The organism is Ruminiclostridium sufflavum DSM 19573 (genome assembly GCF_003208175.1).
GTDB lineage: Bacteria > Bacillota > Clostridia > Acetivibrionales > DSM-1351 > Ruminiclostridium > Ruminiclostridium sufflavum.
The window spans coordinates 1-25370 of sequence record NZ_QKMR01000023.1 but is presented as its reverse complement, the minus strand read 5'-3'; the positions used below and the strand labels follow the sequence as shown (position 1 = coordinate 25370).

The 25370-nt window shown below is 39.3% G+C and carries 24 protein-coding genes and 1 other annotated feature; of the genes, 21 read left to right on the top strand and 3 right to left on the bottom strand.

The genetic code is table 11. The features are described from left to right. The first annotated feature begins 209 nt into the window (after positions 1–209). From LY28_RS15755 to LY28_RS15700, 13 genes are all read left to right on the top strand, one after another. Positions 210–1055: a Rossmann-like and DUF2520 domain-containing protein gene (locus LY28_RS15755; RefSeq protein WP_110463145.1), complete on the top strand. Its 846-nt coding sequence runs from the start codon at positions 210–212 to the stop codon at positions 1053–1055. Between the two features lie 3 nt (positions 1056–1058). Further along, positions 1059–1901 (top strand): 3-methyl-2-oxobutanoate hydroxymethyltransferase, encoded by an 843-nt coding sequence (panB, locus tag LY28_RS15750; RefSeq protein ID WP_110463144.1) that lies wholly within the window; start codon positions 1059–1061, stop codon positions 1899–1901. Further along, positions 1898–2743, top strand: coding sequence for a pantoate--beta-alanine ligase (gene panC, locus LY28_RS15745; RefSeq protein ID WP_110463143.1), 846 nt, complete (start codon positions 1898–1900; stop codon positions 2741–2743). The genes panB and panC overlap by 4 nt, the downstream gene beginning before the upstream one ends. Before the next feature lie 47 nt (positions 2744–2790). Then, positions 2791–3177, top strand: a complete 387-nt coding sequence (panD, locus tag LY28_RS15740) for an aspartate 1-decarboxylase (RefSeq protein ID WP_110463142.1) — start codon at positions 2791–2793, stop codon at positions 3175–3177. Between the two features lie 56 nt (positions 3178–3233). Next, entirely contained in the window at positions 3234–3710 is a 477-nt protein-coding gene (gene tadA, locus LY28_RS15735; protein WP_110463141.1) for a tRNA adenosine(34) deaminase TadA, read from the top strand. 239 nt (positions 3711–3949) lie between these two features. Next, positions 3950–4309: a hypothetical protein gene (locus LY28_RS15730; RefSeq protein ID WP_110463140.1), complete on the top strand. Its 360-nt coding sequence runs from the start codon at positions 3950–3952 to the stop codon at positions 4307–4309. 277 nt (positions 4310–4586) lie between these two features. Next, positions 4587–4844, top strand: a binding site (T-box leader). Between the two features lie 69 nt (positions 4845–4913). Further along, entirely contained in the window at positions 4914–5036 is a 123-nt protein-coding gene (locus tag LY28_RS19705) for a hypothetical protein (RefSeq protein ID WP_278303811.1), read from the top strand. Further along, positions 5005–6627, top strand: a complete 1623-nt coding sequence (gene ilvB, locus LY28_RS15725; protein WP_110463139.1) for a biosynthetic-type acetolactate synthase large subunit — start codon at positions 5005–5007, stop codon at positions 6625–6627. The genes LY28_RS19705 and ilvB overlap by 32 nt, the downstream gene beginning before the upstream one ends. A 128-nt stretch (positions 6628–6755) precedes the next feature. Then, positions 6756–7265, top strand: coding sequence for an acetolactate synthase small subunit (gene ilvN, locus LY28_RS15720; protein WP_110463138.1), 510 nt, complete (start codon positions 6756–6758; stop codon positions 7263–7265). 55 nt (positions 7266–7320) lie between these two features. Further along, positions 7321–8316, top strand: a complete 996-nt coding sequence (gene ilvC / locus LY28_RS15715; protein ID WP_110463137.1) for a ketol-acid reductoisomerase — start codon at positions 7321–7323, stop codon at positions 8314–8316. Positions 8317–8402: 86 nt separating this feature from the next. Continuing rightward, positions 8403–9944: a 2-isopropylmalate synthase gene (locus tag LY28_RS15710; RefSeq protein ID WP_110463136.1), complete on the top strand. Its 1542-nt coding sequence runs from the start codon at positions 8403–8405 to the stop codon at positions 9942–9944. Positions 9945–10107: 163 nt separating this feature from the next. Beyond that, positions 10108–11673 (top strand): citramalate synthase, encoded by a 1566-nt coding sequence (cimA, locus tag LY28_RS15705; protein WP_110463135.1) that lies wholly within the window; start codon positions 10108–10110, stop codon positions 11671–11673. A gap of 289 nt (positions 11674–11962) precedes the next feature. Then, the gene (locus LY28_RS15700; protein WP_110463134.1) at positions 11963–12220 is read left to right on the top strand and encodes a hypothetical protein; all 258 of its coding nucleotides are present in this window, start codon (positions 11963–11965) and stop codon (positions 12218–12220) included. 79 nt (positions 12221–12299) lie between these two features. On the opposite strand, the gene LY28_RS15695 is transcribed toward LY28_RS15700, so the two are convergent. Together LY28_RS15695 and LY28_RS15690 are read right to left on the bottom strand one after the other, a co-directional pair. Next, positions 12300–13337, bottom strand: coding sequence for a HAMP domain-containing sensor histidine kinase (locus tag LY28_RS15695; RefSeq protein WP_110463133.1), 1038 nt, complete (start codon positions 13335–13337; stop codon positions 12300–12302). After that, positions 13334–14008, bottom strand: a complete 675-nt coding sequence (locus LY28_RS15690) for a response regulator transcription factor (RefSeq protein ID WP_110463132.1) — start codon at positions 14006–14008, stop codon at positions 13334–13336. Before LY28_RS15690 ends, LY28_RS15695 begins: the two co-directional genes overlap by 4 nt. A gap of 408 nt (positions 14009–14416) precedes the next feature. Here LY28_RS15690 and LY28_RS15685 point away from each other — a divergent pair, with 408 nt between their 5' ends. The 5 genes from LY28_RS15685 (at position 14417) to LY28_RS15665 (ending at position 20498) form a co-directional block, all read left to right on the top strand. After that, entirely contained in the window at positions 14417–14827 is a 411-nt protein-coding gene (locus LY28_RS15685) for a hypothetical protein (RefSeq protein ID WP_110463131.1), read from the top strand. Positions 14828–15154: 327 nt separating this feature from the next. Next, positions 15155–16681 (top strand): xylulokinase, encoded by a 1527-nt coding sequence (gene xylB / locus LY28_RS15680; RefSeq protein ID WP_110463130.1) that lies wholly within the window; start codon positions 15155–15157, stop codon positions 16679–16681. A 179-nt stretch (positions 16682–16860) separates the two neighbouring features. Continuing rightward, the gene (locus LY28_RS15675; protein ID WP_110463129.1) at positions 16861–18060 is read left to right on the top strand and encodes an ROK family transcriptional regulator; all 1200 of its coding nucleotides are present in this window, start codon (positions 16861–16863) and stop codon (positions 18058–18060) included. Between the two features lie 54 nt (positions 18061–18114). Continuing rightward, on the top strand, positions 18115–19434 hold the full coding sequence (gene xylA / locus LY28_RS15670; protein WP_110463128.1) for a xylose isomerase: 1320 nt from the start codon (positions 18115–18117) through the stop codon (positions 19432–19434). 365 nt (positions 19435–19799) lie between these two features. Further along, positions 19800–20498 (top strand): SPOCS domain-containing protein, encoded by a 699-nt coding sequence (locus LY28_RS15665; protein WP_110463127.1) that lies wholly within the window; start codon positions 19800–19802, stop codon positions 20496–20498. A 228-nt stretch (positions 20499–20726) separates the two neighbouring features. Here LY28_RS15665 and LY28_RS15660 read toward each other — a convergent pair whose 3' ends face one another. Further along, positions 20727–21569 (bottom strand): hypothetical protein, encoded by an 843-nt coding sequence (locus LY28_RS15660; protein WP_110463126.1) that lies wholly within the window; start codon positions 21567–21569, stop codon positions 20727–20729. 270 nt (positions 21570–21839) lie between these two features. Here LY28_RS15660 and LY28_RS15655 point away from each other — a divergent pair, with 270 nt between their 5' ends. Genes LY28_RS15655 through LY28_RS15645 form a run of 3 tightly spaced genes read left to right on the top strand, consistent with a single transcriptional unit; the run spans position 21840 to position 24803 of the window. Beyond that, entirely contained in the window at positions 21840–23129 is a 1290-nt protein-coding gene (locus tag LY28_RS15655; RefSeq protein WP_110463125.1) for a hypothetical protein, read from the top strand. Then, positions 23116–23784, top strand: a complete 669-nt coding sequence (locus LY28_RS15650) for a DUF6320 domain-containing protein (protein ID WP_110463124.1) — start codon at positions 23116–23118, stop codon at positions 23782–23784. The genes LY28_RS15655 and LY28_RS15650 overlap by 14 nt, the downstream gene beginning before the upstream one ends. A gap of 44 nt (positions 23785–23828) precedes the next feature. Further along, complete coding sequence (locus tag LY28_RS15645) at positions 23829–24803, top strand: D-2-hydroxyacid dehydrogenase (RefSeq protein ID WP_110463123.1); 975 nt, start codon at positions 23829–23831, stop codon at positions 24801–24803. Positions 24804–25370: the final 567 nt, after the last annotated feature.

Genomic DNA, 25370 nt, shown 5'->3' with positions numbered 1-25370 from the left:
GGCAATTGGTTTCATAGGCTTTACATCAATTAAATAAGGTGTTATATTACATAAATAGCAGTAAGTTTTTATAAAACTATAGCCTGCTTTATTTTATTTTTGGTATGGCGGCTCGTATCCTGATAGGAATGAGACCTCAAGAGCATCACTTCCTCTGAAATAAGGATGAAGGGCTTTAAGAAGCCTAAACTAATCAGGGAGGTGGTATTATGAAAATTGGATTTATAGGCGCAGGAAAGGTTGGATTTTCTCTTGGCAAGTATTTCTGTGAGCAGGGTTTGAAGGTCACAGGGTATTTCAGCAGAAATCCTCAGTCTGCATTACAGGCAGCAGAATTTACAGGCACGATGTACTTTAAGGACATTGAAAGCATTGTAGAGGCAAGTGATACTCTTTTTCTTACTGTTCCGGACGGAGCAATTAAGGAGCTATGGGATTACATTGAAAAGTTGTCTATTAAAAATAAAATAATTTGCCACTGCAGTGGCTCGATTTCATCATCGGTTTTTTCAAATATTGATGACCATAATGCGTATGGTTATTCTATCCACCCGCTCTTAGGGATAAGTGACAAGCTGAAAGCCTACGAGGAGCTTTCGCATGCTTTTTTTACAATTGAAGGCTCACAATGTCATTTAAATGAAATGCAAATGCTCTTAAAAAGTTTGGGCAATTCTGTACAGATAATTTCACCGGAAAATAAAGCAGTCTATCACAGTGCGGCGGTATTTGCCAGCAATTTAATGGTTGCATTGGCGCAGACAAGCATTGATTTACTTGGAAGCTGCGGCTTTAATGAGCAGGCTGCAAGACTTGCATTAAATGCGTTGATGCTCGGCAATATGAAAAACATTGTAAAGCAGGGGCCTATAGAGGCACTGACCGGGCCTGTTGAACGGTGCGACACAGAAACCGTTATGAAGCATTTGTCATGTTTAAGCGGAGATGATAGAAAGCTGTATATTTTGCTTTCCAGAAAATTAATTGATATTGCAAAAAGAAAAAAACCGGATTGCAGCTTTGCACAATTGGAAACGATGATGGGAGAGTGTTAAAAGATGAGTAATACAGTTCTTACCTTTAAAGATTATAAGATGAATAACAAAAAGATAGCCGTTCTTACGGCATATGACTGTTCTACGGCAAGGCTTATGGATGAAGCGGGGGTTAATGCTATATTAGTAGGTGATTCGCTGGGCATGGTAGTACTGGGGTATGAGAATACTCTGCAGGTTACTATGGACGATATGATACATCATACAAGAGCAGTTGCCAGAGGAGCGAAAAACACATTGATTATAGGGGATATGCCGTTCATGTCATACCAGACCTCTGTTTATGATGCTGTATGCAATGCAGGCCGCCTTGTTAAGGAAGGACATGCGAATGCAGTCAAGCTTGAAGGAGGAAGTGTAGTGTGTCCTCAGATAAAAGCGATTGTTGATGCCTCAATACCGGTTATGGCACATATAGGCCTGACTCCTCAATCTGTTAATGCCTTCGGAGGCTTTCGGGTACAGGGGAAAAGTGAGGAAGCGGCGCTTAAGCTCATAGATTCGGCGAAGGAAATAGAACAGGCGGGAGCTTTTGCAATTACGCTTGAATGTATTCCTGCAAAGCTGGCTGCTCTTATTTCTCAGAGCATTTCCATTCCAACAATAGGCATCGGAGCAGGAAATGGCTGTGATGGACAAGTGCTGGTTTATCAGGATATGCTGGGTATGTTTTCAGGTTTAACTCCAAAGTTTGTAAAAAGCTATGCGGATATTGGCACACAGATGAAAAATGCTTTCAGGCAATATATAGAAGAAGTACAGAATGGGAAATTTCCTGCATCTGAGCATTGCTTTGATATTGAGGCTGCTATTATTGAAAAGTTATATGGGGGAGAGGCTAAATGAATATTGTAAACACAGTAGATGAAGTCCGCCAAAGGGTAAAAGCATGGAAAAAGGAAGGCTTGAGTATTGGTCTTGTACCGACGATGGGTTATCTGCATGAAGGACATCAAAGCTTAATTCGGCGTGCGGCTGAGGAAAATGACCGCGTAGTGGTCAGCATATTTGTAAATCCCATGCAGTTTGGCCCAACAGAGGATTTAGAAAGCTATCCGCGTGATTTGGAACGTGATGCCGCTCTATGTGAGAAAACAGGTGCTCATTTAATTTTTCAGCCGGAAGCTGATGAAATGTACATGCCCGATTTTTGCAGCTTTGTTGATATGAGCATTCTTACAGAAGGCTTATGCGGTAAGAGCCGTCCTGTCCACTTTAGGGGAGTATGCACCGTAGTAAATAAATTATTTAATATTGCCGGTGCCGACCGTGCCTATTTCGGGCAGAAGGATGCCCAACAGCTTGCGGTAATAAGGCGCATGGTGCGTGATTTGAATATGGACATTGAAATTGTGGGCTGTCCGATAATAAGGGAAGAGGATGGACTGGCGAAAAGCTCACGCAATACGTATTTAGATGCTGAGGAGCGTAAGGCGGCATTAATACTGAACCGCTCTCTTTCAATCGGAAAAAAATTGCTTGAAAACGGGGAGAGAGATGTAAAAAAAGTTATCGCCGGCATTACAGAAGCTATAAACACTGAACCCCTTGCAAAAATAGATTATGTGGACGTGGTTGATGCCATTTCCCTGCAAAAGGTCGGCAGAATGGAGAAGACGGTTTTGATTGCCGTTGCTGTATATATAGGAAAAACCAGATTGATTGATAATTTTAGCTTTGAGATATAATTTGCGAAATTTTACAAAGAATATGGTAAGGGAAAAGGAGGAACAGTATGATTATATCTATGCTTAAAGGTAAAATTCACCGGGCTACGGTCGTACAGGCTGAGCTTTCCTATGTTGGAAGTATTACCGTTGACCAGGATTTGCTTGAGGCGGCGGGAATCTGTGAATATGAAAAGGTTCATATTGTAGATATAGATAACGGAAACCGCTTTGAAACCTATACAATTGCAGGTGAACGCGGCTCAGGAATGATTTGCCTGAATGGAGCGGCGGCCCGCTGTGTACATGTGGGTGACAAGGTTATTATAATGTCATATTGTATGCTGGATGCACGGGAGGCAAAGGAACACAAGCCCTCTGTTGTTTTTGTGGATGAAAAAAATAAAATCAGTAAGGTGACCTGTTATGAGAGGCATGGAGAGCTTGGGATGTAGCTTATTAAGCCTGTAAAGGGTTTAAGCTTTAAATATTCATAATGAGGTACTCAATTATGTACACACGAAAAGAGCAATTAATGATAAAGGCCCTAAATCAAGCAAAGCTTGCATATAAAAAAGGAGAAACTCCGGTGGGAGCAATTATTGTGAGGGATGGGCAGATAATTTCCAGAGGCCATAATCTCAAGGAAACAAAAAAGGATGTGACCTCTCATGCAGAAATAGAGGCTATCAGAAGGGCTGCCAGAAAGCTGGGTACGTGGAGGCTTGACGGATGTGAAATGTATGTGACACTGGAGCCTTGCCCTATGTGCGCCGGAGCAATAATTCAATCCAGAATAAGCACACTCTACATTGGAGCAATGGATAATAGAGCCGGAGCAGCAGGATCAGCAATAGACCTGTTTCGGATTGGGCAATTTAACCATAGAGTTGATGTTGTAATCGGATTGCTTTTCGAGGAGTGCGGAGAGCTGCTGAAAGATTTTTTTAGGAATGCCAGAAGGGATGCTGATAAAGGTTATAAGTAACTGACCTTAGCTGATACTTGCAGGAAGCCATAACATCAGATGACAGATGGCTTTGACAGTAAAAAGATTTTGTTTATTTATTTGCAAATTGGGTAAATTTAATATATAGATTGAGCTGTATTTTCAGATGACATATGCGGTTTGTTGGAAACCGCTCGATTTGGAATAAAGGAGGGAGACACAGTGCTTGTGCCTATTCTTCTGCTGCTTCTATTAGACAAGAGGGGTATGTTATACTTATGATAAGCAAAAAGATATTAAACAAAGAACAGGCAATGTATGCCGTTAAAAACAAGGAATTTGAAAAAAGCGTTATATCTTCAAAAAGCAAGGTAATAGTAATTCTTACTCAGGATTGGTGTCCTCAGTGGATATATATGAAGAGCTGGGTATCGGGCCTTGAAATTGAGGAGGATATTGAAATATATGAGCTTGAATACAACAAGGTTGATTATTGTTCTGAATTTATGGCGTTTAAAGAGAGCTGCTGGAAAAATTATAATGTGCCTTATTTAAGATTCTACAAAGAAGGGGAGCTGGCAAGAGAGACTAACTATATAAGTAAAGAGAGCCTCATCGAAATAATTGATGCTTTATAGGCAATAATACGGGCTGGAGTAAATGTAGCGCAAAAAACATGAAAAACAAATTGCAAATAGGGTAGAAATCGTTTGCGGAGTATTATTGACGGTATATTATTTAAATGCTATAATAGCTTTAACTTACGGCAAATTCAATTTTCGCTGGAGGTTGTTTCATATCAATTGAAGATTGCAGGATTAGTATAAGAGTTATATATGATATAAGGCTACAAGTTACAATTGAAATTAATAACATATAAATAGATTAACAGGTAAAAGAATTTGCTTGTCATATAGGAAGTCGATGAAGGAATCAAGATGTATGCTTATCGTTTCAGAGAGCCGGCGGGTGGTGAGAGTCGGTATGAGAGGTACATGGATAACTCATTCCGGAGATCTGATGTCAAAAGATACTTGGGTGTTAAGTAGATATCAGCGATGGCTACGTTACAGCTTTGAACACAGATGCGCGTCTGATGTTCACTGAGAATACAGTTTTTAATTGTATTGAATCAGGGTGGTACCACGATGGAGTAGTTCCCTCGTCCCTGCATATAGCAGAGCCGAGGGTTTTTTATTACCCAAATATCATTGTCAAATAAACTACGGCTGGATTTAAAAAATGGGTAAGCTAAGAGCGGATGGATTAATAAGGCCTAAAAGAGATAAGTATATAGCAGCGGCAGTAAACATTGGAAAAGGAGGCGATTTACATGAAATTGACAGGTGCACAGGTTTTGGTTAAGTCTTTGGAATTGGAAGGTATAAGTACAATATTCGGGTATCCGGGTGCAGCAATCAGTCCATTTTATGATGCCTTACTGGATTCAAAACTTAAGCATATCCTTACAAGAAATGAACAGGGAGCTGCTCATGGGGCAAGCGGATATTCACGTGTTACAGGCAAAACCGGAGTATGTGTGTCAACCTCCGGACCCGGAGCTACAAACATGATTACCGGAATAGCGACAGCATATTCTGATTCTATCCCGCTTGTTGCCATTACAGGACAGGTGCAGCTGGATTTAATCGGAAGAGATGTTTTTCAGGAGGCAGATATAACAGGGGCAACGGAACCGTTTTGCAAGCACAATTATCTTGTTAAGGACATAAATCAGCTGCCCAGAATTATAAAAGAGGCATTTCATATTGCAGCATCAGGAAGACCGGGGCCGGTAGTAATTGATGTCCCCATTGATATTCAGACACAGACTGTTGAGTTTAAATATCCGCAAGAAGTAGAAATCAGAGGATATAAGCCAAACTACAAGGGGCACCCTCAGCAAATCAAGAAAATTGCCGAAGCTGTATCAAAGGCGAAGTCACCATTGATATGTGCAGGGGGAGGGGTTATCTCCGCCAAGGCTTCCGAGGTATTGACCAAGCTTGCAGAAAGATGTGGAATTCCGGTGGTTACGACACTTATGGGGATTGGTGCGATTCCCGGCAGCCATTCTCTTAATTTGGGGATGTTAGGCTCTCATGGCGTATATTCTGCAAATTATGCGGTAAATAATACAGACCTGCTTATTTTGATTGGTGCGAGAGTAGGAGACAGGGCACTGGGTACAGCGGGGAAAATCGCTCAGAAAGCAAAGATAATTCATATAGACATAGACCCTGCTGAAATTGGCAAAAATGTCAGCACAACTATTCCTGTAGTCGGAGATGTAAGGCTCGTGCTTGAGGCTCTGCTGGAGATTGTAAAAGCAGGTGAAACTGAACAGTGGGTAAGCATGGTCAAGGAAATAAAGGAAAAAAGGAAGAAGCCTGTTGACAGTCAGACAAATAATGTTAATCCAAGACTAATAATAGATAGGCTTTCTCAAAAATTAGACGTTGATGCCATAATGGCCACAGAAGTCGGACAGAACCAGATATGGGCAGCTAATAACTTTAGGGCTGGAAAGCCTGGGACTTTTATCACATCAGGAGGACTGGGGACTATGGGCTATGGGTTGCCTGCAGCTATCGGCGCAAAGCTTGGAAAGCCTGAAAGTACTGTTGTTGTGGTAGGCGGAGACGGAAGCTTTCAAATGTCAATGCCTGAGTTGGGAACAATAAAGCAGGAGGAAATCGGGATTAAAATAATCATTTTGAATAATTCGAGATTGGGTATGGTGCGGGAGCTTCAAAAAAACAGGCATAACGGGAGATACTCACAGGTGTTTCTGGACTGCAACCCGGACTTTGTCAAGCTTGCGGAAGCATATGGCTTTAATGCCGAAAGAATCACAAATAATACACAGATTGATTCCGCATTGGATAGATTTTTGGCAGATGACAGGACATATATACTTGAGTGTGTTGTTGATTCGGAGGAAGCTACTGTATAGGCGGCCAGTCTATAACGGCATTTGGTTGGAAAATTATCTGATTTTTAAGATAAATTAATTAAAAGTCCGTAAGGATGTAATAATAAGGCTAATTAAATTTAATTAGGAGGGTGAGAGGAGGAATTGAAATGACAAAGCATACTCTTTCGGTATTAGTTGAAAACCGCTCGGGAGTATTGTCGCGGGTAGCTGGTTTGTTCAGCAGAAGGGGGTTTAATATTGACAGCCTTGCAGTAGGAGTAACGGAAGACCCTGAGGTGTCAAGAATGACAATAGTTGTGGACGGTGACGACTACATTGTTGAGCAGGTTAACAAACAGCTGAATAAGCTTATAGACGTTATCAAGATACGGACGTTGGAATCATCTGATTCTGTAAGCCGCGAACTTGCCCTGATAAAGGTAAATGCCACACCGGCAAGCAGGACAGAAATAATGCAGATAGTTGAGATATTCAGAGCAAAGATAGTCGATGTTTCCAAAAATACTCTTACTGTTGAAGCCTCAGGTGCAAATGAAAAGGTTACAGCACTTGAAGATATGCTGAAGCAGTTTGGCATAAAAGAAATAGTCAGAACGGGTACTATAGCTATTGAGAGAGGGAATAGGTTCATTAAGGCAGGGAATAGTGAAGAATAGCATTAGTATGTAAAATATAAAATTAAAAAATATAATTAAACGGAGGAATAAGAAAATGGCAAAAATGTATTATGACAGTGATTGCAACTTAAATTTATTAGAGGGTAAAACAGTAGCAGTTATAGGATACGGAAGTCAAGGGCATGCTCATGCACAGAACTTGAAGGACAGCGGCGTAAACGTAGTTGTGGGTTTGACACCGAATTCAGCAAGACGGAAACAGGTAGAGGCTGACGGTTTAAAGGTATACGATACTGCAACCGCGGCAAAAATGGCGGATATAATCATGATATTGACACCTGATCAGACTCAGAAGGCTATGTATGACGAGTGTATTGCTCCAAATCTGGAAGCCGGTAATATTCTCATGTTTGCTCACGGCTTCAATATTATTTACAATCTGATAGTTCCGCCGGCAGATGTAGATGTAATTATGGCGGCGCCAAAGGGGCCCGGACACACTGTAAGAAGTCAGTACAAGGAGGGAAGAGGAGTTCCGGCATTGATAGCTATTCATCAGGATGCATCAGGAAAGGCAAAGGATTTTGCTTTGGCATACGCATCCGGAATTGGAGCAGGAAGAGCGGGTATACTTGAAACTACATTCAGAGAAGAAACAGAGACTGACTTATTCGGAGAGCAGGCTGTACTTTGCGGCGGTGTTACGGAATTGATGAAAGCAGGTTTTGAAACTCTTGTAAATGCGGGATATCAGCCTGAGATTGCATACTTTGAATGTGTACATGAGATGAAGCTCATAGTGGACCTTATAAATCAGGGCGGCTTTGCCGAAATGAGATACTCAATCAGTGATACGGCTGAATATGGTGATTATGTGACAGGAAAGAGAATAATTACAGATGAAACCAGAAAAGAAATGAAGAAGGTTCTCAAGGAAATTCAGGACGGCAAATTTGCTTCAAACTGGATTGTCGAGAATGCAGCCGGAGGCAGGTCAAACTTCCTTGCAATGAGAAGGAATGAATCCGAGCATCAGGTTGAAGCGGTTGGTGCAGAGCTCAGAAAAATGATGAGCTGGCTCAAGAAATAGTTATTGCTGAAGATTAAGGATTATAACCCTATTGATATTGAAAATGAGGGAATCCATTGCTTGGATCCCTAGAAGGAGGTATTAGCATGGCAGAAAGAATAAAAATATTCGATACGACACTGAGAGACGGAGAGCAAACACCGGGAGTGAATCTGAACCTACAAGAGAAAATGGAGATTGCAAAGCAGCTTGTAAGATTAGGTGTAGATGTTATTGAAGGAGGCTTTGCAATAGCTTCCCCTGGTGATTTCGAGTCTGTAATGACACTCTCAAAAAATCTTAAGGGGGTATCAATAGCAAGCCTTTGCCGTGCCGCGGAAAAAGATATTGATAGGGCATGGGAAGCTGTGAAATATGCTGAAAGTCCAAGAATTCATATTTTTATTGCCACATCAGATATACATCTGAAGTATAAGCTGAAAATGACTGAGGACGAGGTTTTAGAAAGAGCAGTTGCAATGGTTAAGCGTGCAAAGGGCTATTGCTCTGATGTTGAATTTTCTGCTGAGGATGCAAGCAGGACAAGAGAAGAATTTCTTATGAAGATTGTTGAAGCAGTTATTTCAGCCGGTGCCACAGTTGTAAATATCCCTGATACAGTCGGTTATACAACACCTGTAGAATTTGGCAGATTAATTAAAAACATAAAAAATTCAGTTCCCAACATTGATAAAGCAGAGATTAGCGTTCACTGCCATAATGATTTGGGCATGGCTGTTGCCAATTCACTGGCAGCTGTTGAAAATGGTGCGACTCAGATTGAGTGTACTATTAACGGTCTGGGAGAAAGAGCGGGAAATGCTGCTGTTGAAGAAATAATCATGGGTATCAATACAAGAAAAGACTATTATAATATTACTCACAAAATAGATACAACTCAAATATATAGAACAAGTAAGTTGGTTTCTAGCCTCACAGGTGTGAGCGTCCAGCCCAATAAGGCCATTGTCGGCGCAAACGCCTTTGCACATGAGTCAGGAATTCATCAGCATGGAGTTCTTTCTGAGAAAACTACTTATGAGATAATGACACCGGAATCTGTAGGTGTCGGCAAAAATAGAATGGTACTGGGCAAGCTGTCCGGGCATCATGCCTTTGAGGAAAGATTAAAGGAAATGGGATATTCTTTATCTCCTGAGGAGGTAAAGACTGCCTTTGGGAAATTCAAGGATCTGGCAGATAAGAAAAAGGTTGTTACTGATAAGGATATTGAGGCATTAGTTGATGAAAATATAGCTGTGCCGGAAATATTCGTAATTGACAGCTTCCAGATTAACAGCGGAAACAAGATGATTTCCACATCAACAGTAAGTATAAAAAGAGAAGATGAAATAATTACAGAGGCTGCGACGGGAGATGGCCCTGTCGATGCCGCATTTAAAGCAATTGAGCGCGCTACCGGTATTTATGCTGAGCTGATCCATTACAGTATAAAGGCTGTAACAGAAGGTAAGGATGCACTCGGTGAGGTTACTGTGAAGATATCAAATAATGAAGGTGTATACTTAGGTAAAGGTGTGAGCACTGATATTATTGAAGCAAGTGTGAAAGCATATCTTAATGCTATAAACAGGTCAATAAGTGAGATTGGCAGCAAAAGTGAAATTGATAAGGCCATAATTAGCTGATAGGAGCCGCTTAAAAAGCAGCTCCTATTAGGGGGTTGCTTTTTTATTGGCATAACAATTCAATTTGTAAATAGGCCTGCATAAAATCAGGGAGTAATTAAAAGTACACCTGCTATGTAAGTATTCAGCTCAAAGACATCTTTATTGCGAAAGGAGCAGTGCCATGGAAAATAATAAGGTTATAATGTATGACTCAACATTAAGGGATGGTGCTCAGGCATTAGGAATTTCATTTACTGTCGAGGATAAGCTCAAAATAGTTAAAAAGCTTGACCGGCTGGGAGTAAATTATATAGAGGCAGGAAATCCAAGCTCAAATCCAAAGGATTTGGAATTTTTTGATAAGGTACTGAAACTTAAGCTTACAAATTCCAAAATAATTGCATTTGGTGCAACCAGACGGGCAAATATAAAAGCCGAAGAGGATGCAAATATCCAGTCCTTACTCAATGCAGGTACTGTTGCTGTCGCATTGTTTGGGAAGTCATGGGATTTTCAGGTCACCGATATACTGAAAACTACTCTGGATGAAAATTTAAATATGATTTATGATACAATAAAGTATTTTAAAAATAAGGGAAAGACCGTTGTATATGATGCAGAGCATTTTTTTGACGGGTATAATGCCAGTCCTAAGTATGCGATGGCCACACTGCAAGCTGCGTTTGATGCCGGTGCGGATTCCATATGCCTGTGTGACACAAAGGGTGCGAGCCTCCCCTCACACATAGCTAAGGTTACAAGAATTGTTCGTGAGAATATCAGATGTGCGATAGGTATTCACTGCCATAATGATAACGGTATGGCTGTTGCAGGGTCAATAGCAGCAGTTGAGGCAGGGGCTGTTCAGGTACAGGGAACGATTAACGGCTTTGGCGAAAGATGCGGCAATGCCAATTTATGCACGATAATACCAAATCTTCAGCTGAGAATGGGGTACGGCTGCATTCCTGACGAAAGCATGGAGATGCTGACTCCGATAGCGCGTTATGTCAGTGAAGTGGCAAATATCATCCATGATGAAAGAGCTCCGTTTGTGGGAAACTGTGCGTTTGCCCATAAGGCAGGTATGCATGCGGATGCAGTTAACAAGAACACCTCCGCCTATGAAATGATTAATCCTGCTGTTGTCGGCAATCAGAGAAACATTCTCATGTCCGAGGTGGCAGGAAGAAGTGCGGTAATGAATATGATTAATATGGTGGACAGTACCATAACGAAAGACTCCCCTGAAACCAAAAAAATAATTGAACGTTTAAAGGAGCTGGAGTATGAGGGCTACCAGTACGAGGGAGCTGAGAGCTCATTTGAGCTTGTAATCCGCAAAATACTCAATAAGTATAATCCTTTTTTTGAATTGGTGGAATTCAAGGTTATTGTAGATGAACCTTCTGTTAACAGTGTTAATTCCTCCGCAATGATAAAAATCAGAGTGGGTGATCAAACTGAAATTACTGCAGCTGAAGGCGATGGACCGGTGAACGCATTGGATAGTGCTTTGAGAAAAGCACTGGAAAGATTTTATCCTCAGATAGCTGAGATAAAATTGACGGACTATAAGGTCAGGGTTCTAGATTCCAATCATGCTACCGCTTCAAAGGTCAGGGTTTTAATTGAAACCACTGACGGTGAGGATGTATGGACGACAGTAGGAGTTTCTACTGACATTATTGAGGCCAGCTGGAGGGCTCTTGTGGATTCGGTGGAGCATAAGCTTATAAAGGAATAGCTGTTTATTTCCGCCGGTGTCCGTAGCTAAGGTCAATATGGATTCAAGCCTTCGAGACGATATTTATATCGTCTTTTTAGGTGGATTAAGCATTCAAGCCGGCTTTTTTACGCAGAAGCAGGGCCTGAAATTGTCTGCTTTCACATGGAAAACTAACGGATGACTATTATATACCCTATTATTAAATAAAATATTATTGTAAATAAAAATTTATAGGGGGTGCATTTTTTTATTATTCTTGTATAATAGTATTAATGAAAAGACTATATTACTACAAGGGGAATATAAATTGAAGCTTCATGGAAGATTGGTAAGGCAAGGGAAATTAATTAAAGAAGCATGGGCAGAATCACAGGACGCTTCCGGGGAATTCAGGGAGCAGTTGGAGGAATGCCTCATTTTGCTTTGCAAAGAGCTTGATATAGAGGTTCCTTTATGGCTGAAAAAGAATTCAAAGGAATTTGGAATATATAGAAAAACAAGCTTTGACAGCAACCATTTTGGTGAGGCTGTCAGCTTTGACAGATTTGAAATAGCATTATATTGATTTTTAAAATGCACAATTAATTTCAAACTAAGAATGGTTCAGGGTGCATAATTAAGGCTGTATACTAAGATAGCCTTTGCTATTCATGTAATTTAGGCAAATCTACAGTAAAGGTTGTACCATTACCTAATTCACTTTCAACCGTAATTTTTCCTTTGCAGAGCTCTATAATCCGTTTGACAATTGAAAGCCCTATTCCGTTGCCCTGCGTTGCATGAGATTTATCGCCCTGATAAAATTTGTCATAAATGTGCTTTAATGTATCACCATCCATCCCTTTTCCGTTATCGCTTATTTTAAATTCGATATTATTGTTCTGTTCACGGCAGCTGATAATAATATGGCCATTTTCATCAGAATACTTTATTGCATTTTCAATAAGATTTATCCATAAATGAGAAAGCATTTCAGCATTGCTGTATATCCTTACGGGTTCCAACTCAATATTGATTTCAAGCTTCTTATTATCCCATTGCTTTTCAAAAAGAATGATACAGTTTCTGATTTGCTCATCCAGCTCATATTCGGTTTGATTGGTTATAAATGTTTGGTTTTCAAATTTTGTCAGAAGAAGAACGTTTGCAGACATATTTGCCAGACGTTCGGACTCACTTACGATAATATCAGTGTATTCCTTCCTTTTTTCGGCTGAAAGCTTTTCGTTCTGAAGCTGCTTTGCGAAGCCCCGTATGGAAACGATAGGCGTTTTAAATTCATGGGAAAATTCATTAATAAAGCTATTTCGGAACAGCTCAATGCTGCCCAGCTCTTCTGCCATATGGTTAAAGTTTTTAAGCAATTCATATATTTCATAATTACTGCTTACTTCATCTACACGAACACTGAAATCTCCGGTTGAGACTGTCTTGGTTGCCTTGATAAGCTGGTTCAAAGGCTTGAGTATTTTCTTGCTGGTTACCGCAGATATTGAGGTACCAATAATGCAGCTGACAACTAATGTAACCATAGGTGAAAAAGCAGGTGTAAGGGCATATATTGAAAACAGGCCAAGCAAATATAAAAATAAAAAGCTTGCAACTGTCAGAAGTGCTGAAGCTATCATAATAATAAATACTATTAATACCATTGAAAGATTCAGAGATTTAAATCTGTTCATGCTTTAATCACCGCCTTGTATCCCAAACCTCTCACAGTTGCAATTTCGAAATCCTCGTTTCCTTTGAATCTGTCACGCAGACGGTTGATGTGAACATCTACGGACCGTTCATCCGTATCTGAAGCCATATCCCATAATTCATCCATCAGGCTGCGTCTTGTGAAAATTTTATTATGGTAGGACAGTAATTTGAATAACAGCATAAATTCCTTATTTGGAAGCTCTTGAATATTACCGTTCTGAGTTACGGTAAGAGAATCATAATCCAAAACGGTATTCCCTACTGTTAATTTATGCTCATTTACAATTTTAGAGCGCCTAAGAAGTGCTGCAATTCTTAAAAGCATTTCTTCTTCGTCAACAGGTTTGACCATGTAGTCATCCGTACCGACAATAAAGCCCCTTCTTTTATCCGCAGGAGCTTCTTTTGCAGTAACCATCAATATCGGAAGGTTATAGCCGCATTTTCTCAGGGTTTCTGTGAACTCGTAGCCATCCATCCTCGGCATCATTAGATCTACAATAACCAAGTCGATGTGATGGTGTTCCATTTTTTCAAGGGCATCAATGCCATCTTCGGCAAGAAGAACCTCATATCCGTTTTGAAGTAATATTGCTTCCATTAATTTTCTTGTGTTGCGATCATCCTCTATTACCATAATATAGACCATAAATGCCTCCTTGGGGAATATAAGCTTGCATATGATAAAATAAGCATATTGTTACTCTTGCAATTAATTTATATAACAATTCATTTATGTTATGATAATATTATTAATTTTATATAAACTGATTTTAAACAAAATCGGCAGAGAGTTCAAGGAGCCTTTTCCGATTATGGAGGAAAGAGGATATTTATTTATAAAATATAAAATAATATTTATAGAGCGCAAGAAGTTAATATTCAGTTTAAATATATAATATATAATTAACTCAATCTTTTCAATGCAAAGTGGGATTGGCTTAGCCGGCAACCTGAGGGCTTTTGACTGGCAAGTATATCGTCCCGGTATTTTATTGTGAAAGGACTTTAAGCCGTAACGCTTATAACACAAACTATGATGAGGAGTGAAATTGAAATGGGGAATTTTAAATATAAATTATCGCGTTTTATGTATGGCAGATATGGTCAGGATCAGTTGTATTATGCATTTATCATAATGGGCTTCATATTAATTATTTTCAATATGTTTATAAAATCGGTTGTTATCAGTGTTGCGCTATGGTTAATCCTGATTTTGGCAACATTGAGAGCGTTTTCTAAAAACCTTTACAGAAGGCGTATTGAAAATGAAAGGTTTATGAAGATATGGTCTCCGGTTAAAGCAAAAGGCCTGTTGACTTTACGCAGAATCAGTGAGATAAAAACCCATCGCTTCCGTAAATGTCCAAGCTGCAAAAAGGTTCTGAGACTGCCCAGAAGGAGGGGGAAGCATACTGTTAATTGTCCCTGCTGTCATAATGATTTCAAAATGCATATCTGGTTGTAAAATTTAAAAATTCAACATTTATATTTAAGGCAGAATTTGTAAAGCAGTGATATAAAGCACAGGACCGGAGTTGCCTGTCTTTATATCACTGCTTTGCGCATCTTATAAAGCTTTGAGCTTGGTTAAACGCAGCTGTAAAAAAGCGTAGCCATAAGGCGTGTCTGGCAAGTTTTTCCTTTATTATTGCGCTTTCTGAAGAAATCAATACTTAGCATATGGTTATAAAAACATTTGCATGCTTTAACATACAAATGTTTTGACAAAGCAAATATAAATTGATATACTTTATAATATAATATTATAAAGTAACGTGAGGGTGGTGAGCGATTGTCTTTTCTTATTGGTATTGACTTAGGAACTTCCGGAGTTAAGACGGTATTGTTTGACGAGGGCGGCAAGCCTGTTGCAAGCTCAACTGTAGAGTATCCTCTGTATCAGCCGAACTTGGGTTGGGCAGAGCAGAATCCGGAAGATTGGTGGAAGGGTACATGCGAGAGCATAAATAATGTCATGTTAAAAAGTGGCGCTGACAAACGGGAAGTAAAGGGTATAGGCTTGTCAGGTCAGATGCATGGAGCCGTTTTGCTGGATAAAGAGGATAAGGTGTTAAGAAACGCAATTATTTGGTGTGACCAGAGAAGTGCGGCTGAATGTGAACAGATTACTCAGCTTATCGGAAAAGAAAGATTGATTGAAATTACAGCAAATCCTGCACTTACAGGGTTTACCGCATCAAAAATAATGTGGGTGAAGAACAATGAGCCGCAGATTTTTGAAAAGGTAGCAAAGATACTTTTGCCCAAGGACTATATAAGATTGAGGCTTACCGGGGAGTATGCAACAGAGGTTTCTGATGCGAGCGGTATGCAGCTTATGAACATTGCCGAAAGAAAGTGGAGCAGTGAAGTTTTAAGCAAGCTTGGGATTTCAGAGTCTATGTTGGGCAAGATGTATGAGTCACAAGAGGTAACCGGAAAGGTTACAGCTTCTGCAGCGGCAGTTACGGGCTTAAACGAGGGAACTATTGTCGTGGGCGGAGCCGGTGATCAGGCTGCGGGTGCGGTAGGCAACGGAATTGTTAAACCGGGAGTTGTTTCGTCAACGATTGGGACCTCGGGAGTTGTTTTTGCATACACAGACAAACTTACAATAGACCCGTTAGGAAGGGTGCACACTTTTTGCCATGCAGTTCCGAACACATATCATATTATGGGTGTAACGCAGGGTGCAGGGCTTTCATTAAAATGGTTCAGAGATACTTTCTGTATGGAAGAAATGATGACTTCAGAGTTATCAAACATTGATGTTTACAAGCTGCTGGATGCAGAAGCGGAAAATATACCGCCATGCAGTGAAGGACTTATATACTTGCCGTATTTGATGGGAGAGAGAACTCCTCATCTGGATCCGAATGCCAGAGGAGTATTTTTCGGATTGACTGCCAAGCATACAAAGCCTCATTTTGTCCGCTCGATTATGGAGGGTGTAACCTTTAGCCTTAGAGACTGCTTGGAAATCATCAAGGGAATGGGTGTTGGAATTTCAGAGGTAAGAGCTTCCGGAGGAGGCGGGAAAAGCGGTATATGGAGACAGATGCAGGCTGATGTTTTTGGAACCGGAATAAACAGGATTTTTTCTGATGAGGGTCCTGCACTGGGAGTGGCAATTCTGGCAGGTGTTGGTGCCGGCGTATATGACAGCGTACCGCAGGCATGCAGTGAAGTAATAAAAGTTAAAGACACCTTGCCTCCGATTCAGGATAGGATAAAGAAATATGATGATTTTTATAAATTATATGTTCAGCTGTACAAGTCACTTAAAGGTGATTTTAAACAGCTCGGCTCTATAATTTAAGTTATAAATATTTTAAGCAGCTCTGCAGGCAGGGGGATATATGCCGGCTGCAAGTCATATGCATATACCTGAAATACACTCATAAACGTAATTTGCAGTGCGGCAATATATCTGTCCTTAAAGAATATTTTGGTGTATGATTAAACAGAGTTTGAATATTCACTGGGGAGAATAGGTGCATGAAGACTGGTACGACGGGAAACAATAAGTTTTTAAAAGAGTTGAATGAAACATATATACTTGAATTAATCAGAAGCAATAAACAAATATCAAAAGCCGACCTTGCGCAGCTGACGGGATTATCGCCGACTGCATGCGGGATTATAGTAACAAACCTGCTTGAAAAAGGCTATATCAGCGAAGCAGGTATTGGAATATCTACCGGAGGAAGAAGACCTGTCCTATATGAACTGATTCCGGAAAGCTATTATTCTATCGGTGTAGATATTGATGTGGATTTTGTCAGATTTATATTAATGGATATCACCGGGCAAGTGGTTTACAGGGACAAATTTCTCAGCAAGGCAAACTATTCGGCAGCTGTCTATATTGAACTGGTTGAAGAAAAAATAAAGCAAATTATACATAGATATAAGATCGAAGAGGGCAGGCTGTTAGGTGTCGGGGTTTCTATCCCCGGAATCATTGATAATTTAACACATGAAGTTGTTTTTGCCCCCAATCTGGGATGGGAAAGGATAGACTTGGAGAATATGATGTCCGGTACGGGGAGCTTTCCTATTTATGTTGACAATGAGGCTATCTGTTCTGCGATATGTGAAAACTGGATTGGCTGCTGTGTTAACCAAAGGGATTTTGTATGTATAAACATGAAGTCCGGTATTGGCTCAAGTATATTTGCAGGTGGTAATTTATACAGAGGATGCAGCGGAAGTGCAGGAGAAATAGGACATATAATGGTAGACCCAAATGGTCCGAAATGCGGATGCGGGAATTATGGCTGCCTTGAAACGCTGGCTTCTTCAAGAGCAATGGTGGAAAAGGCTCAAAAGCAAATAAAGCAAGGTTTGATAGCTGATTTGACGGATATTGATTCAATTACCGTTGACGATATTATCAGCTCGGCAAAAGCAGGAAATGAAGCTACGAGAGTAATTTTGATTGAGGCTTCGGGGTACTTGGGATTGGCTGTGGCGAATTTAATCAATACCATTAACCCTTCGAAAATAGTATTGGGCAAGGAGCTGGATAAGTTTCCTGAGGATGTTTTGGAGCACTTAAAAAATATAGCGTTTGCCAAAGCTCTTAAATATCCTGTGTCGCGGGTTGAAATAGTTACATCAGAGCTGGGTGAGGATACATCTGCCCTTGGAGCAGCAATCATACCTCTGAAAAAGCTGTTTGGCTATCAGATTTAGAACAATATAAATATCTTGACAGATTTAAAATAAAAAATTTATGGAGGGTTTATTATGTCAGAAATATTTAAGGGAATCAGCAAAATTAAGTTTGAAGGAAGCAAATCAGATAATCCTTTGGCATTCAAGTACTATGACGAAAATGCGGTTATAGGCGGAAAGACAATGAAAGAGCATTTGAGATTTGCAGTTGCATATTGGCATACCTTTGCGGCACCGGGTGCAGATATGTTCGGAGCAGGATCATATGAGAGACCTTGGAATACAATTTCAGATGCCATGGAAATGGCTAAATACAAGGTTGAAGCAAATTTTGAATTTGTTGAAAAGTTAGGAGCACCATTTTTCTGCTTCCATGACAGGGATATCGCACCGGAAGGGGCTAATCTGGCAGAAACCAATAAAAATCTTGATGTTATTACGGCTATTATTAAAGACAGAATGAAATCGAGTGACATAAAGCTTCTCTGGGGGACAACGAATGCTTTTGGTAACCCAAGATTTATGCATGGTGCATCAACATCACCAAATGCAGATGTATTTGCATATGCCGCAGCTCAGGTCAAAAAGGCAATGGAAATAACTTATGAATTAGGCGGAGAAAACTATGTGTTCTGGGGCGGCAGAGAAGGATATGAAACTCTTTTGAACACAGATATGAAGCTTGAATTGGATAACCTTGCAAGATTTTTAAGGATGGCAGTAGATTATGCAAAGGAGATTGGCTTCAAAGGACAATTCCTGATTGAACCGAAGCCAAAGGAACCTACAAAGCATCAGTATGACTTTGATGCAGCAACAGTTATCGGTTTCCTGAAAACTTACGGCTTGGACCCGTACTTTAAGCTGAACATAGAAGCAAATCATGCGACTCTGGCAGGACACACCTTCCAGCATGAGCTTGCTTCCTGCAGAATAAACAATATGCTTGGCAGTATAGATGCAAATCAGGGTGACGTAATGTTGGGCTGGGATACAGATCAATTCCCTACAAATATTTACGATTCAACTCTTGCAATGCTTGAAGTATTAAAAGCAGGCGGATTAAATAAGGGTGGATTAAACTTCGATTCAAAAGTAAGAAGAGGTTCCTTTGACCCAACAGACCTGTTCTACGGACATATCGCCGGAATGGATACATTTGCAAAGGGACTTATTGTTGCCGATAAGATAATAGAAGACGGTAAATTAGAGAAGTTTGTCGCTGACAGATATTCAAGCTATACTGCAGGAATCGGCAAGGATATTGTTGAGGGCAAGGTTGGCTTAAAGGAATTGGAAAAGTATGCATTGAATATCACAGTGCAGAACAAGTCCGGACGTCAAGAAATGTTAGAAGCATTATTAAATCAATATATCTATGAAACAAAATAATGCAGGCTATCATAAATCAATTACAGTTGGAGTCTTCGCACAATAAAATATCGTGATGATATGTATTGCTTTTGATAATACTGCTTTCAAGTAATTTTGTGAAGGCTTCAACGCTTAAAAAGGGCATGCTTGAAATTACAGAAGGAAATTTTGCAAAATTCTTCTGTGATTGCCGGTATGCCTTTTTCTTGTACTGTGAGGAGCCTTATGGGAAGTTCAGCCGGCGGTAAGCCATAGAAATTGAGTTCTATAATACTGGGGCGGCCGGAACATTATAAATGCTTTCTTTGTTTGCATAATGGTGTCACATAATGTTTATCTGACATATTATAAATTAGAAAAGTAAAAAGGAGTGACTTGTCATTATGTCAAATGAATTTATGGGAGGATTTCCTCCTCCACCGCCACCGCCATTGCCACCTCCGACAAAGAAAACATTGCAGGTTCCTGTTATAATAGGTTGGGGTGAAAAACAAAAATTAGTAGTTAAAGAGATAACCGTAGGTAAGGGATGCGGACCAAGAACAGATATAGGCCCGGCCCCGGAGCAAGGAATAGGTCCGGAACAGCCATGCTTGCCTGCAGCTATTTTCAGAATCGTAGATGTAGATAAGGAAGTAGTTATAACAAAAACGAAATTAGTTCCAAGGATAGAATCAGATATCCCTACATGCAGCCCTGTTAAGGAATATTGGAGTAAAATAATAATAAATGGGTATGTCGATAAAAATGTTATATACAAAACAATTACATGCCATACCAAGGATGACGTAATGGGGGGACTAAACCAGATTACCACACGTGTATACTTCTCAACCTTTATTGAAGTTAAATCCAAGGAACCTGTTAAAGAGACTGATAAAGCAGAAATTGTAAGTGCGATTGTTGAAGGAGAAGACGAGGAGCTGTTAGATCCAAATCCTGTTGATAAGTGCGCACCTGAATGGGCGGTAACATATAATAAGCTTCTTGAAAAAATGCTGATTCGCATAACTGCAAAGGTTGTTAGAATTGAGCATGTAACAGTTAAACCTGAATGTGGTCCGCAGCCTTGCCTGGAATAATACTAATTTGCATTTAAAATGTGGAATCACATCTTAAAACATCCGCATCTGCGGTAATGGGCAAAGTCTGCAAATGCTGTTCAATACTATAAGCTGTTGCTTCTGCAGTGCACCGCATAAAGCGGTGATTTAAAGTATAGGCTTCTATATTTTAAATGCGAAATAGTATAATATGATTTTTGAATAAATCAGCATTTATTGGCACTAAAGAGCTACTGAGGTAGCTCTTTAGTCCTTATCCATTTTTCTCAGCGCTTCGAAATCCATATACATCAATTCTTCGACTTTAGTACTGTCGCTGTCTTCAAATTGCCATACTTTTGAAGTAATATTATACTTATTATTTTTTTCGGAATTTATGCTTAAATCTTCTCTTAGTGAGCCGGAATCATCAATTAGGCTGTTATCATCCTCGATTGCAGCTTCTTCTGGAGGTTCGGCGTTGATACTGTCTGCAGAGCTCTTGGCATCCGAAGGGCTATATTCATTACTGTGATCGGCATTAACAGACATTATAATTTTTTCCAAATTTATTTTTCCTGTATTATTGGCAGAATTAGTGACTGTAATTTCACTGATATTATTTGAATTCTTTTTTACGATATCGACTTTGTCGGGTTCAGCAGGCATGGCTTCGTCAGGTATGGCTTTGTCAGGACTTTTGGTAGTATTATTTGAATCGCTTCCAATACCGGATACTCTTATTTCTCCTGAAATATCAATGTTCCAGGAGGAACGGAGACGGCTCTTGCTTATGTAATTAAACTTGCATGCTGACTGCAATATGAGGTCAGCCTTTATTTCTTCTTTTTCAGGTGTGTCAAAAAGGACAATTTCACAAAAGTTTTTTCGTAAGGTAAATGCTTTGTAACTTGATTCTCTGCCTGCATTAGGTTGTCTATAAAAAACTAATACCTTATACTCTCCAAAGACTGCGACTTCCTTATCTGAGATTATTTTGGAGAATACGCTGTCAGTACTTGCATAGCAGTTCATTATAATTGAGTTATAGGGCTTCTGTGATTGAATCGTGCTTGAAAATGCTATAGTGGTTTCATATGCCAGAGCCATATGTTTACATCTCCTAACAAATTATTTTTGTATAACGGTTATTTTTCGTTATTTATCCTTATGAGTTTCATTTTAGAAATATTACACAATTAAATGACGTACTTGGTTTATTTTTTAAGCAGGCAGCATGATATAAGATTTTTAGCCAATAGGTCTTGTCTTTATACAAATTATCAGCACCTTGACATTAGATTGCTATATACGTAAAATTAGCAGTAGGCAATGGTTAGGGTTCTGGGGATTGCCCTGCGTGATAAGGAGTCAATATAAATGAAGTACAAAACTAATTCTGAAATAAGGTGGCACAAGCTAGATAACACAGCTAATGTTTTTCCTGTAATATCAAATAAAACCTATAGCAGTGTTTTTAGGGTCTCTGTTCGCCTTAAAAATGAAATTAACGGAGAGCTTTTGCAGGAGGCTTTAGTCAATACGCTTCCTCTATTCAGATCCTTTGGTGTTAAGTTAAAGCGTGGTGTTTTTTGGCACTATTTTGAAACAAATAAAAAACAGCCAAAAGTTGAAAGGGAACAGGAATATCCATGTGCATTTATAGACCCAAACAGTAATAATCAATTTCTTTTCAAGGTCACTTACTTTGCAAAACGCATTAACCTTGAGGTGTTTCATGTTATAACAGACGGAACGGGAGCCTTGAAGTTTCTAAAGGCATTAACATATAATTACATAAAGCTTGCATACAAGGAGATACTGTCAGAGATTTTATTAAAAATGCCGGTTGTTGATGTTGTATCTGATGTTGAGGACAGCTATCATAAAAATTATAGGAAGCATTCTTATCCCAGATATAAAACAAAAAGGGCATATAAGCTCAAGGGGGACATGCTTCCTGTATTTACAATGGGTGTTATTCACGGAATTGTCAATATGGATTTATTGCTGGCACTTTGCAAGAAGAAGAATGTAAGTCTCACACAATATATAGCGGCACTTCTTATTTGGTGTATTTACAAGGAGTATATGAATGAACAGGCAAACAAAAAGCCTGTACAGGTTAATGTTCCGGTAAACTTACGGCACTTCTTCAGTTCGACAACCGAGATGAATTTTTTTTCGTATATTAATGTCGGGATTACAAGCACAAAGAGTGAGTATACCTTTGATGAAATGCTGGACTCGGTTTCAGGACAATTTGAGAAGCAGCTTACAAAAGAAAATTTATCTCAGACGATTTCAAGCAATGTATCAACAGAAAAAAATATTTTTGTGAGATTTTCACCCTTGGTTTTAAAGCAACTTGGTGTAAAAATAGCATATGTCAGTTCAACAAAGGCCAATACAGTTGTGCTGTCAAATCTGGGGAAGATTGAAGTTTGTGATGGCTTCAAGGAATATATTGATGGCTTTGAAGCTTTGATCGGTGTTTCAAAATCAGAGCCGATTAAGTGTACTATTTGTTCTTTTGATAACAGGATTATTTTTTCATTTACTTCAATCCTAAGGTATCCCTACTTGCAAAGGGCCTTTTTCAGGCATCTTAGTGATGAAGGGCTGGAGGTCAGACTGGAAAGCAACGGTGTTTATTATGAAAACATGTAAGAGATGCAGGCTTAGTATCGGAGATGAAACGGACATATGTCCTCTATGCAGAACAGTTCTTACCGATATGGGCGGTGAAAATCCTGATACGACGTATCCTGAAATAGAAGTAAATTCACATAAATATAATATTATAAAAAGATTATTTCTGTTTGTTTCAATATTATCAGCTGTTGTATCAACTATTACAAATTATATGACATACAATGGTGTAATGTGGTCGGCAATTACTATTTCGGCAATCATATATTTCTGGGTGATAATTTTTTACTCTATAAAACGTAATAGAAATATCACATCACATATATTGGTGCAGGTAATATGTGTGCCGATACTTGCCGTAGTAATGGACAATTCCGTTGGATACATTGGCTGGTCTGTAAACAATGTAATACCTGAAATTATGATATTAGCCAATGTAGCAGTTTTGGTTCTGGTATTTGTAAATCGTATGTATTGGCATACTTATGTGTTAAATCAAATTGTAATTGCAATATGCGGACTGATTCCGGGCATTCTTTTGCTGTGCGGTGTAATTACAGCTTGGATTCCAGCCGTGATAGCAACGGCAACATCATTTTTAGTACTGGTGGTAATGATTGTTTTTGGAGATAAAACTATTAAAAGCGAGCTGAAAAGAAGGTTCCATTTTTAGTGTGCTTATCATTTCGGCTAGGCTTTTTGCAAGGAGAAAAATTTATGAAAATTGTTGTTTTAGATGGATATACGTTAAATCCCGGAGATTTGTCATGGGACAGAATGAGACAGCTTGGAGAATTGGCCGTTTATGACAGAACGCCTCCGGAGAAGACAGTTGAAAGAATTGGTAATGCTGATATTGTATTAACCAATAAAGTTGTATTAACAAAAGAAATATTAGTGAAAACACCTTCAGTTAAATACATAGGTGTTATTGCAACGGGTTACAATGTTGTTGACATTATAGCGGCCCAAGAGCTTGGAATTATAGTCGCAAATGTTCCTGCTTATAGTACGGCTTCTGTTGCACAGCTGGTATTCGCATTTATTCTTGAGCTTTGCCATCATGTAGGCGAGCACAATAGGCTGGTTCATGAAGGTGAATGGACGAACAGCAAAGACTTTTCCTTCTGGAACTATCCTTTGATAGAGCTAAAGGGGAAAACATTGGGTATTGTTGGTTTTGGAGCTATTGGGCAAACAACAGCAAGCATTGCAGCTGCATTTGGTATGAATATTATATTTTTCAACAGAACTAAGCATCCGGAGCTTGAAACAAACAGAATAAAGTTTGCCGAGCTTGACGAGATATTGAGCAGGTCTGATTTCATAAGCTTAAGCTGCCCTTTGACAGAAGAGACAAAAGGATTAATAAATAATGAAACAATAGCTAAAATGAAAAAGGGTGCATATCTTATTAATACCTCCAGAGGTTCTGTGTTAGTTGAGCAAGATGTTGCAGATGCATTAAACAGCGGAAGGCTGGCCGGAGTCTGCGTGGATGTGGTGTCAGCTGAGCCTGTGCAGGAGGATAATCCATTGCTGAAGGCAAAGAACTGCATTATGACACCGCACTTTGCATGGGCAGCAAAAGAAGCCAGACTAAGATTAATGGACACTTTGATTGAAAATATTCAGGCATTTAAGGATAAGAAGCCTATAAATGTTGTAAATAAATCAACCTTTACTGTTTAAAAGCTTTTCCGTATAAAAAGGCTATTGGTTCTCAAATTTAGCAATTGTCTGCTGCCGAAATAATTGCTTTAATTGGTACTGTGCTTCCTGCTTTTGCCTGCCAATTCTAAGCAGTCATTTTCTACCGGGCTTCCATAGCCGGTACCAGATAAATAAGCGGAATAGTTGAAGCAAATACTATAATTGAATAAAAACAGGCTAACTGAGAATATTAAAGGATAGCCGTTAAATTACTTCTTTATCAGTGCCAACTAATTTTTTTGAAATTAGTTGTTGACAAAATAATAACAGCGTGTTATTATAATTAAGCTGATTGCGGCAAGCAAAACAGCTACACCTTGAGAAGCAGACGTAAGAACGCTTTAAAGGATTGGACTTTGAAAAGTAAACAGTGACAAGTCTTTCAAATGAAAGACCATGTAAAGGAACTCGAAAAATTCCAAAATCTATAAAGTAGACTAAAATCCACGAGTAGATTTTAAAAATTGAGTAACTTGCGAACTTTACAACCTGGTTTTTGGAAACAAGAACTAGAAATAAAAGTCAGCAATTTTAATGAGCTAATAA

Bases quoted from the DNA above. Each gene is read 5' to 3' on its own strand.
- LY28_RS15665 (WP_110463127.1), top strand. From the start codon at position 19,800: ATGTCAAATGAATTTATGGGAGGATTTCCTCCTCCACCGCCACCGCCA.
- LY28_RS15710 (WP_110463136.1), top strand. From the start codon at position 8,403: ATGGCAGAAAGAATAAAAATATTCGATACGACACTGAGAGACGGAGAG.
- LY28_RS15730 (WP_110463140.1), top strand. From the start codon at position 3,950: ATGATAAGCAAAAAGATATTAAACAAAGAACAGGCAATGTATGCCGTT.
- ilvB (WP_110463139.1), top strand. From the start codon at position 5,005: ATGAAATTGACAGGTGCACAGGTTTTGGTTAAGTCTTTGGAATTGGAA.
- panC (WP_110463143.1), top strand. From the start codon at position 1,898: ATGAATATTGTAAACACAGTAGATGAAGTCCGCCAAAGGGTAAAAGCA.
- tadA (WP_110463141.1), top strand. From the start codon at position 3,234: ATGTACACACGAAAAGAGCAATTAATGATAAAGGCCCTAAATCAAGCA.
- LY28_RS15650 (WP_110463124.1), top strand. From the start codon at position 23,116: ATGAAAACATGTAAGAGATGCAGGCTTAGTATCGGAGATGAAACGGAC.
- ilvN (WP_110463138.1), top strand. From the start codon at position 6,756: ATGACAAAGCATACTCTTTCGGTATTAGTTGAAAACCGCTCGGGAGTA.
- ilvC (WP_110463137.1), top strand. From the start codon at position 7,321: ATGGCAAAAATGTATTATGACAGTGATTGCAACTTAAATTTATTAGAG.
- LY28_RS15690 (WP_110463132.1), bottom strand. From the start codon at position 14,008: ATGGTCTATATTATGGTAATAGAGGATGATCGCAACACAAGAAAATTA.
- panB (WP_110463144.1), top strand. From the start codon at position 1,059: ATGAGTAATACAGTTCTTACCTTTAAAGATTATAAGATGAATAACAAA.
- LY28_RS15660 (WP_110463126.1), bottom strand. From the start codon at position 21,569: ATGGCTCTGGCATATGAAACCACTATAGCATTTTCAAGCACGATTCAA.
- panD (WP_110463142.1), top strand. From the start codon at position 2,791: ATGATTATATCTATGCTTAAAGGTAAAATTCACCGGGCTACGGTCGTA.
- LY28_RS19705 (WP_278303811.1), top strand. From the start codon at position 4,914: ATGGGTAAGCTAAGAGCGGATGGATTAATAAGGCCTAAAAGAGATAAG.
- LY28_RS15755 (WP_110463145.1), top strand. From the start codon at position 210: ATGAAAATTGGATTTATAGGCGCAGGAAAGGTTGGATTTTCTCTTGGC.
- cimA (WP_110463135.1), top strand. From the start codon at position 10,108: ATGGAAAATAATAAGGTTATAATGTATGACTCAACATTAAGGGATGGT.
- xylA (WP_110463128.1), top strand. From the start codon at position 18,115: ATGTCAGAAATATTTAAGGGAATCAGCAAAATTAAGTTTGAAGGAAGC.
- LY28_RS15695 (WP_110463133.1), bottom strand. From the start codon at position 13,337: ATGAACAGATTTAAATCTCTGAATCTTTCAATGGTATTAATAGTATTT.
- LY28_RS15685 (WP_110463131.1), top strand. From the start codon at position 14,417: ATGGGGAATTTTAAATATAAATTATCGCGTTTTATGTATGGCAGATAT.
- LY28_RS15645 (WP_110463123.1), top strand. From the start codon at position 23,829: ATGAAAATTGTTGTTTTAGATGGATATACGTTAAATCCCGGAGATTTG.
- LY28_RS15655 (WP_110463125.1), top strand. From the start codon at position 21,840: ATGAAGTACAAAACTAATTCTGAAATAAGGTGGCACAAGCTAGATAAC.
- LY28_RS15675 (WP_110463129.1), top strand. From the start codon at position 16,861: ATGAAGACTGGTACGACGGGAAACAATAAGTTTTTAAAAGAGTTGAAT.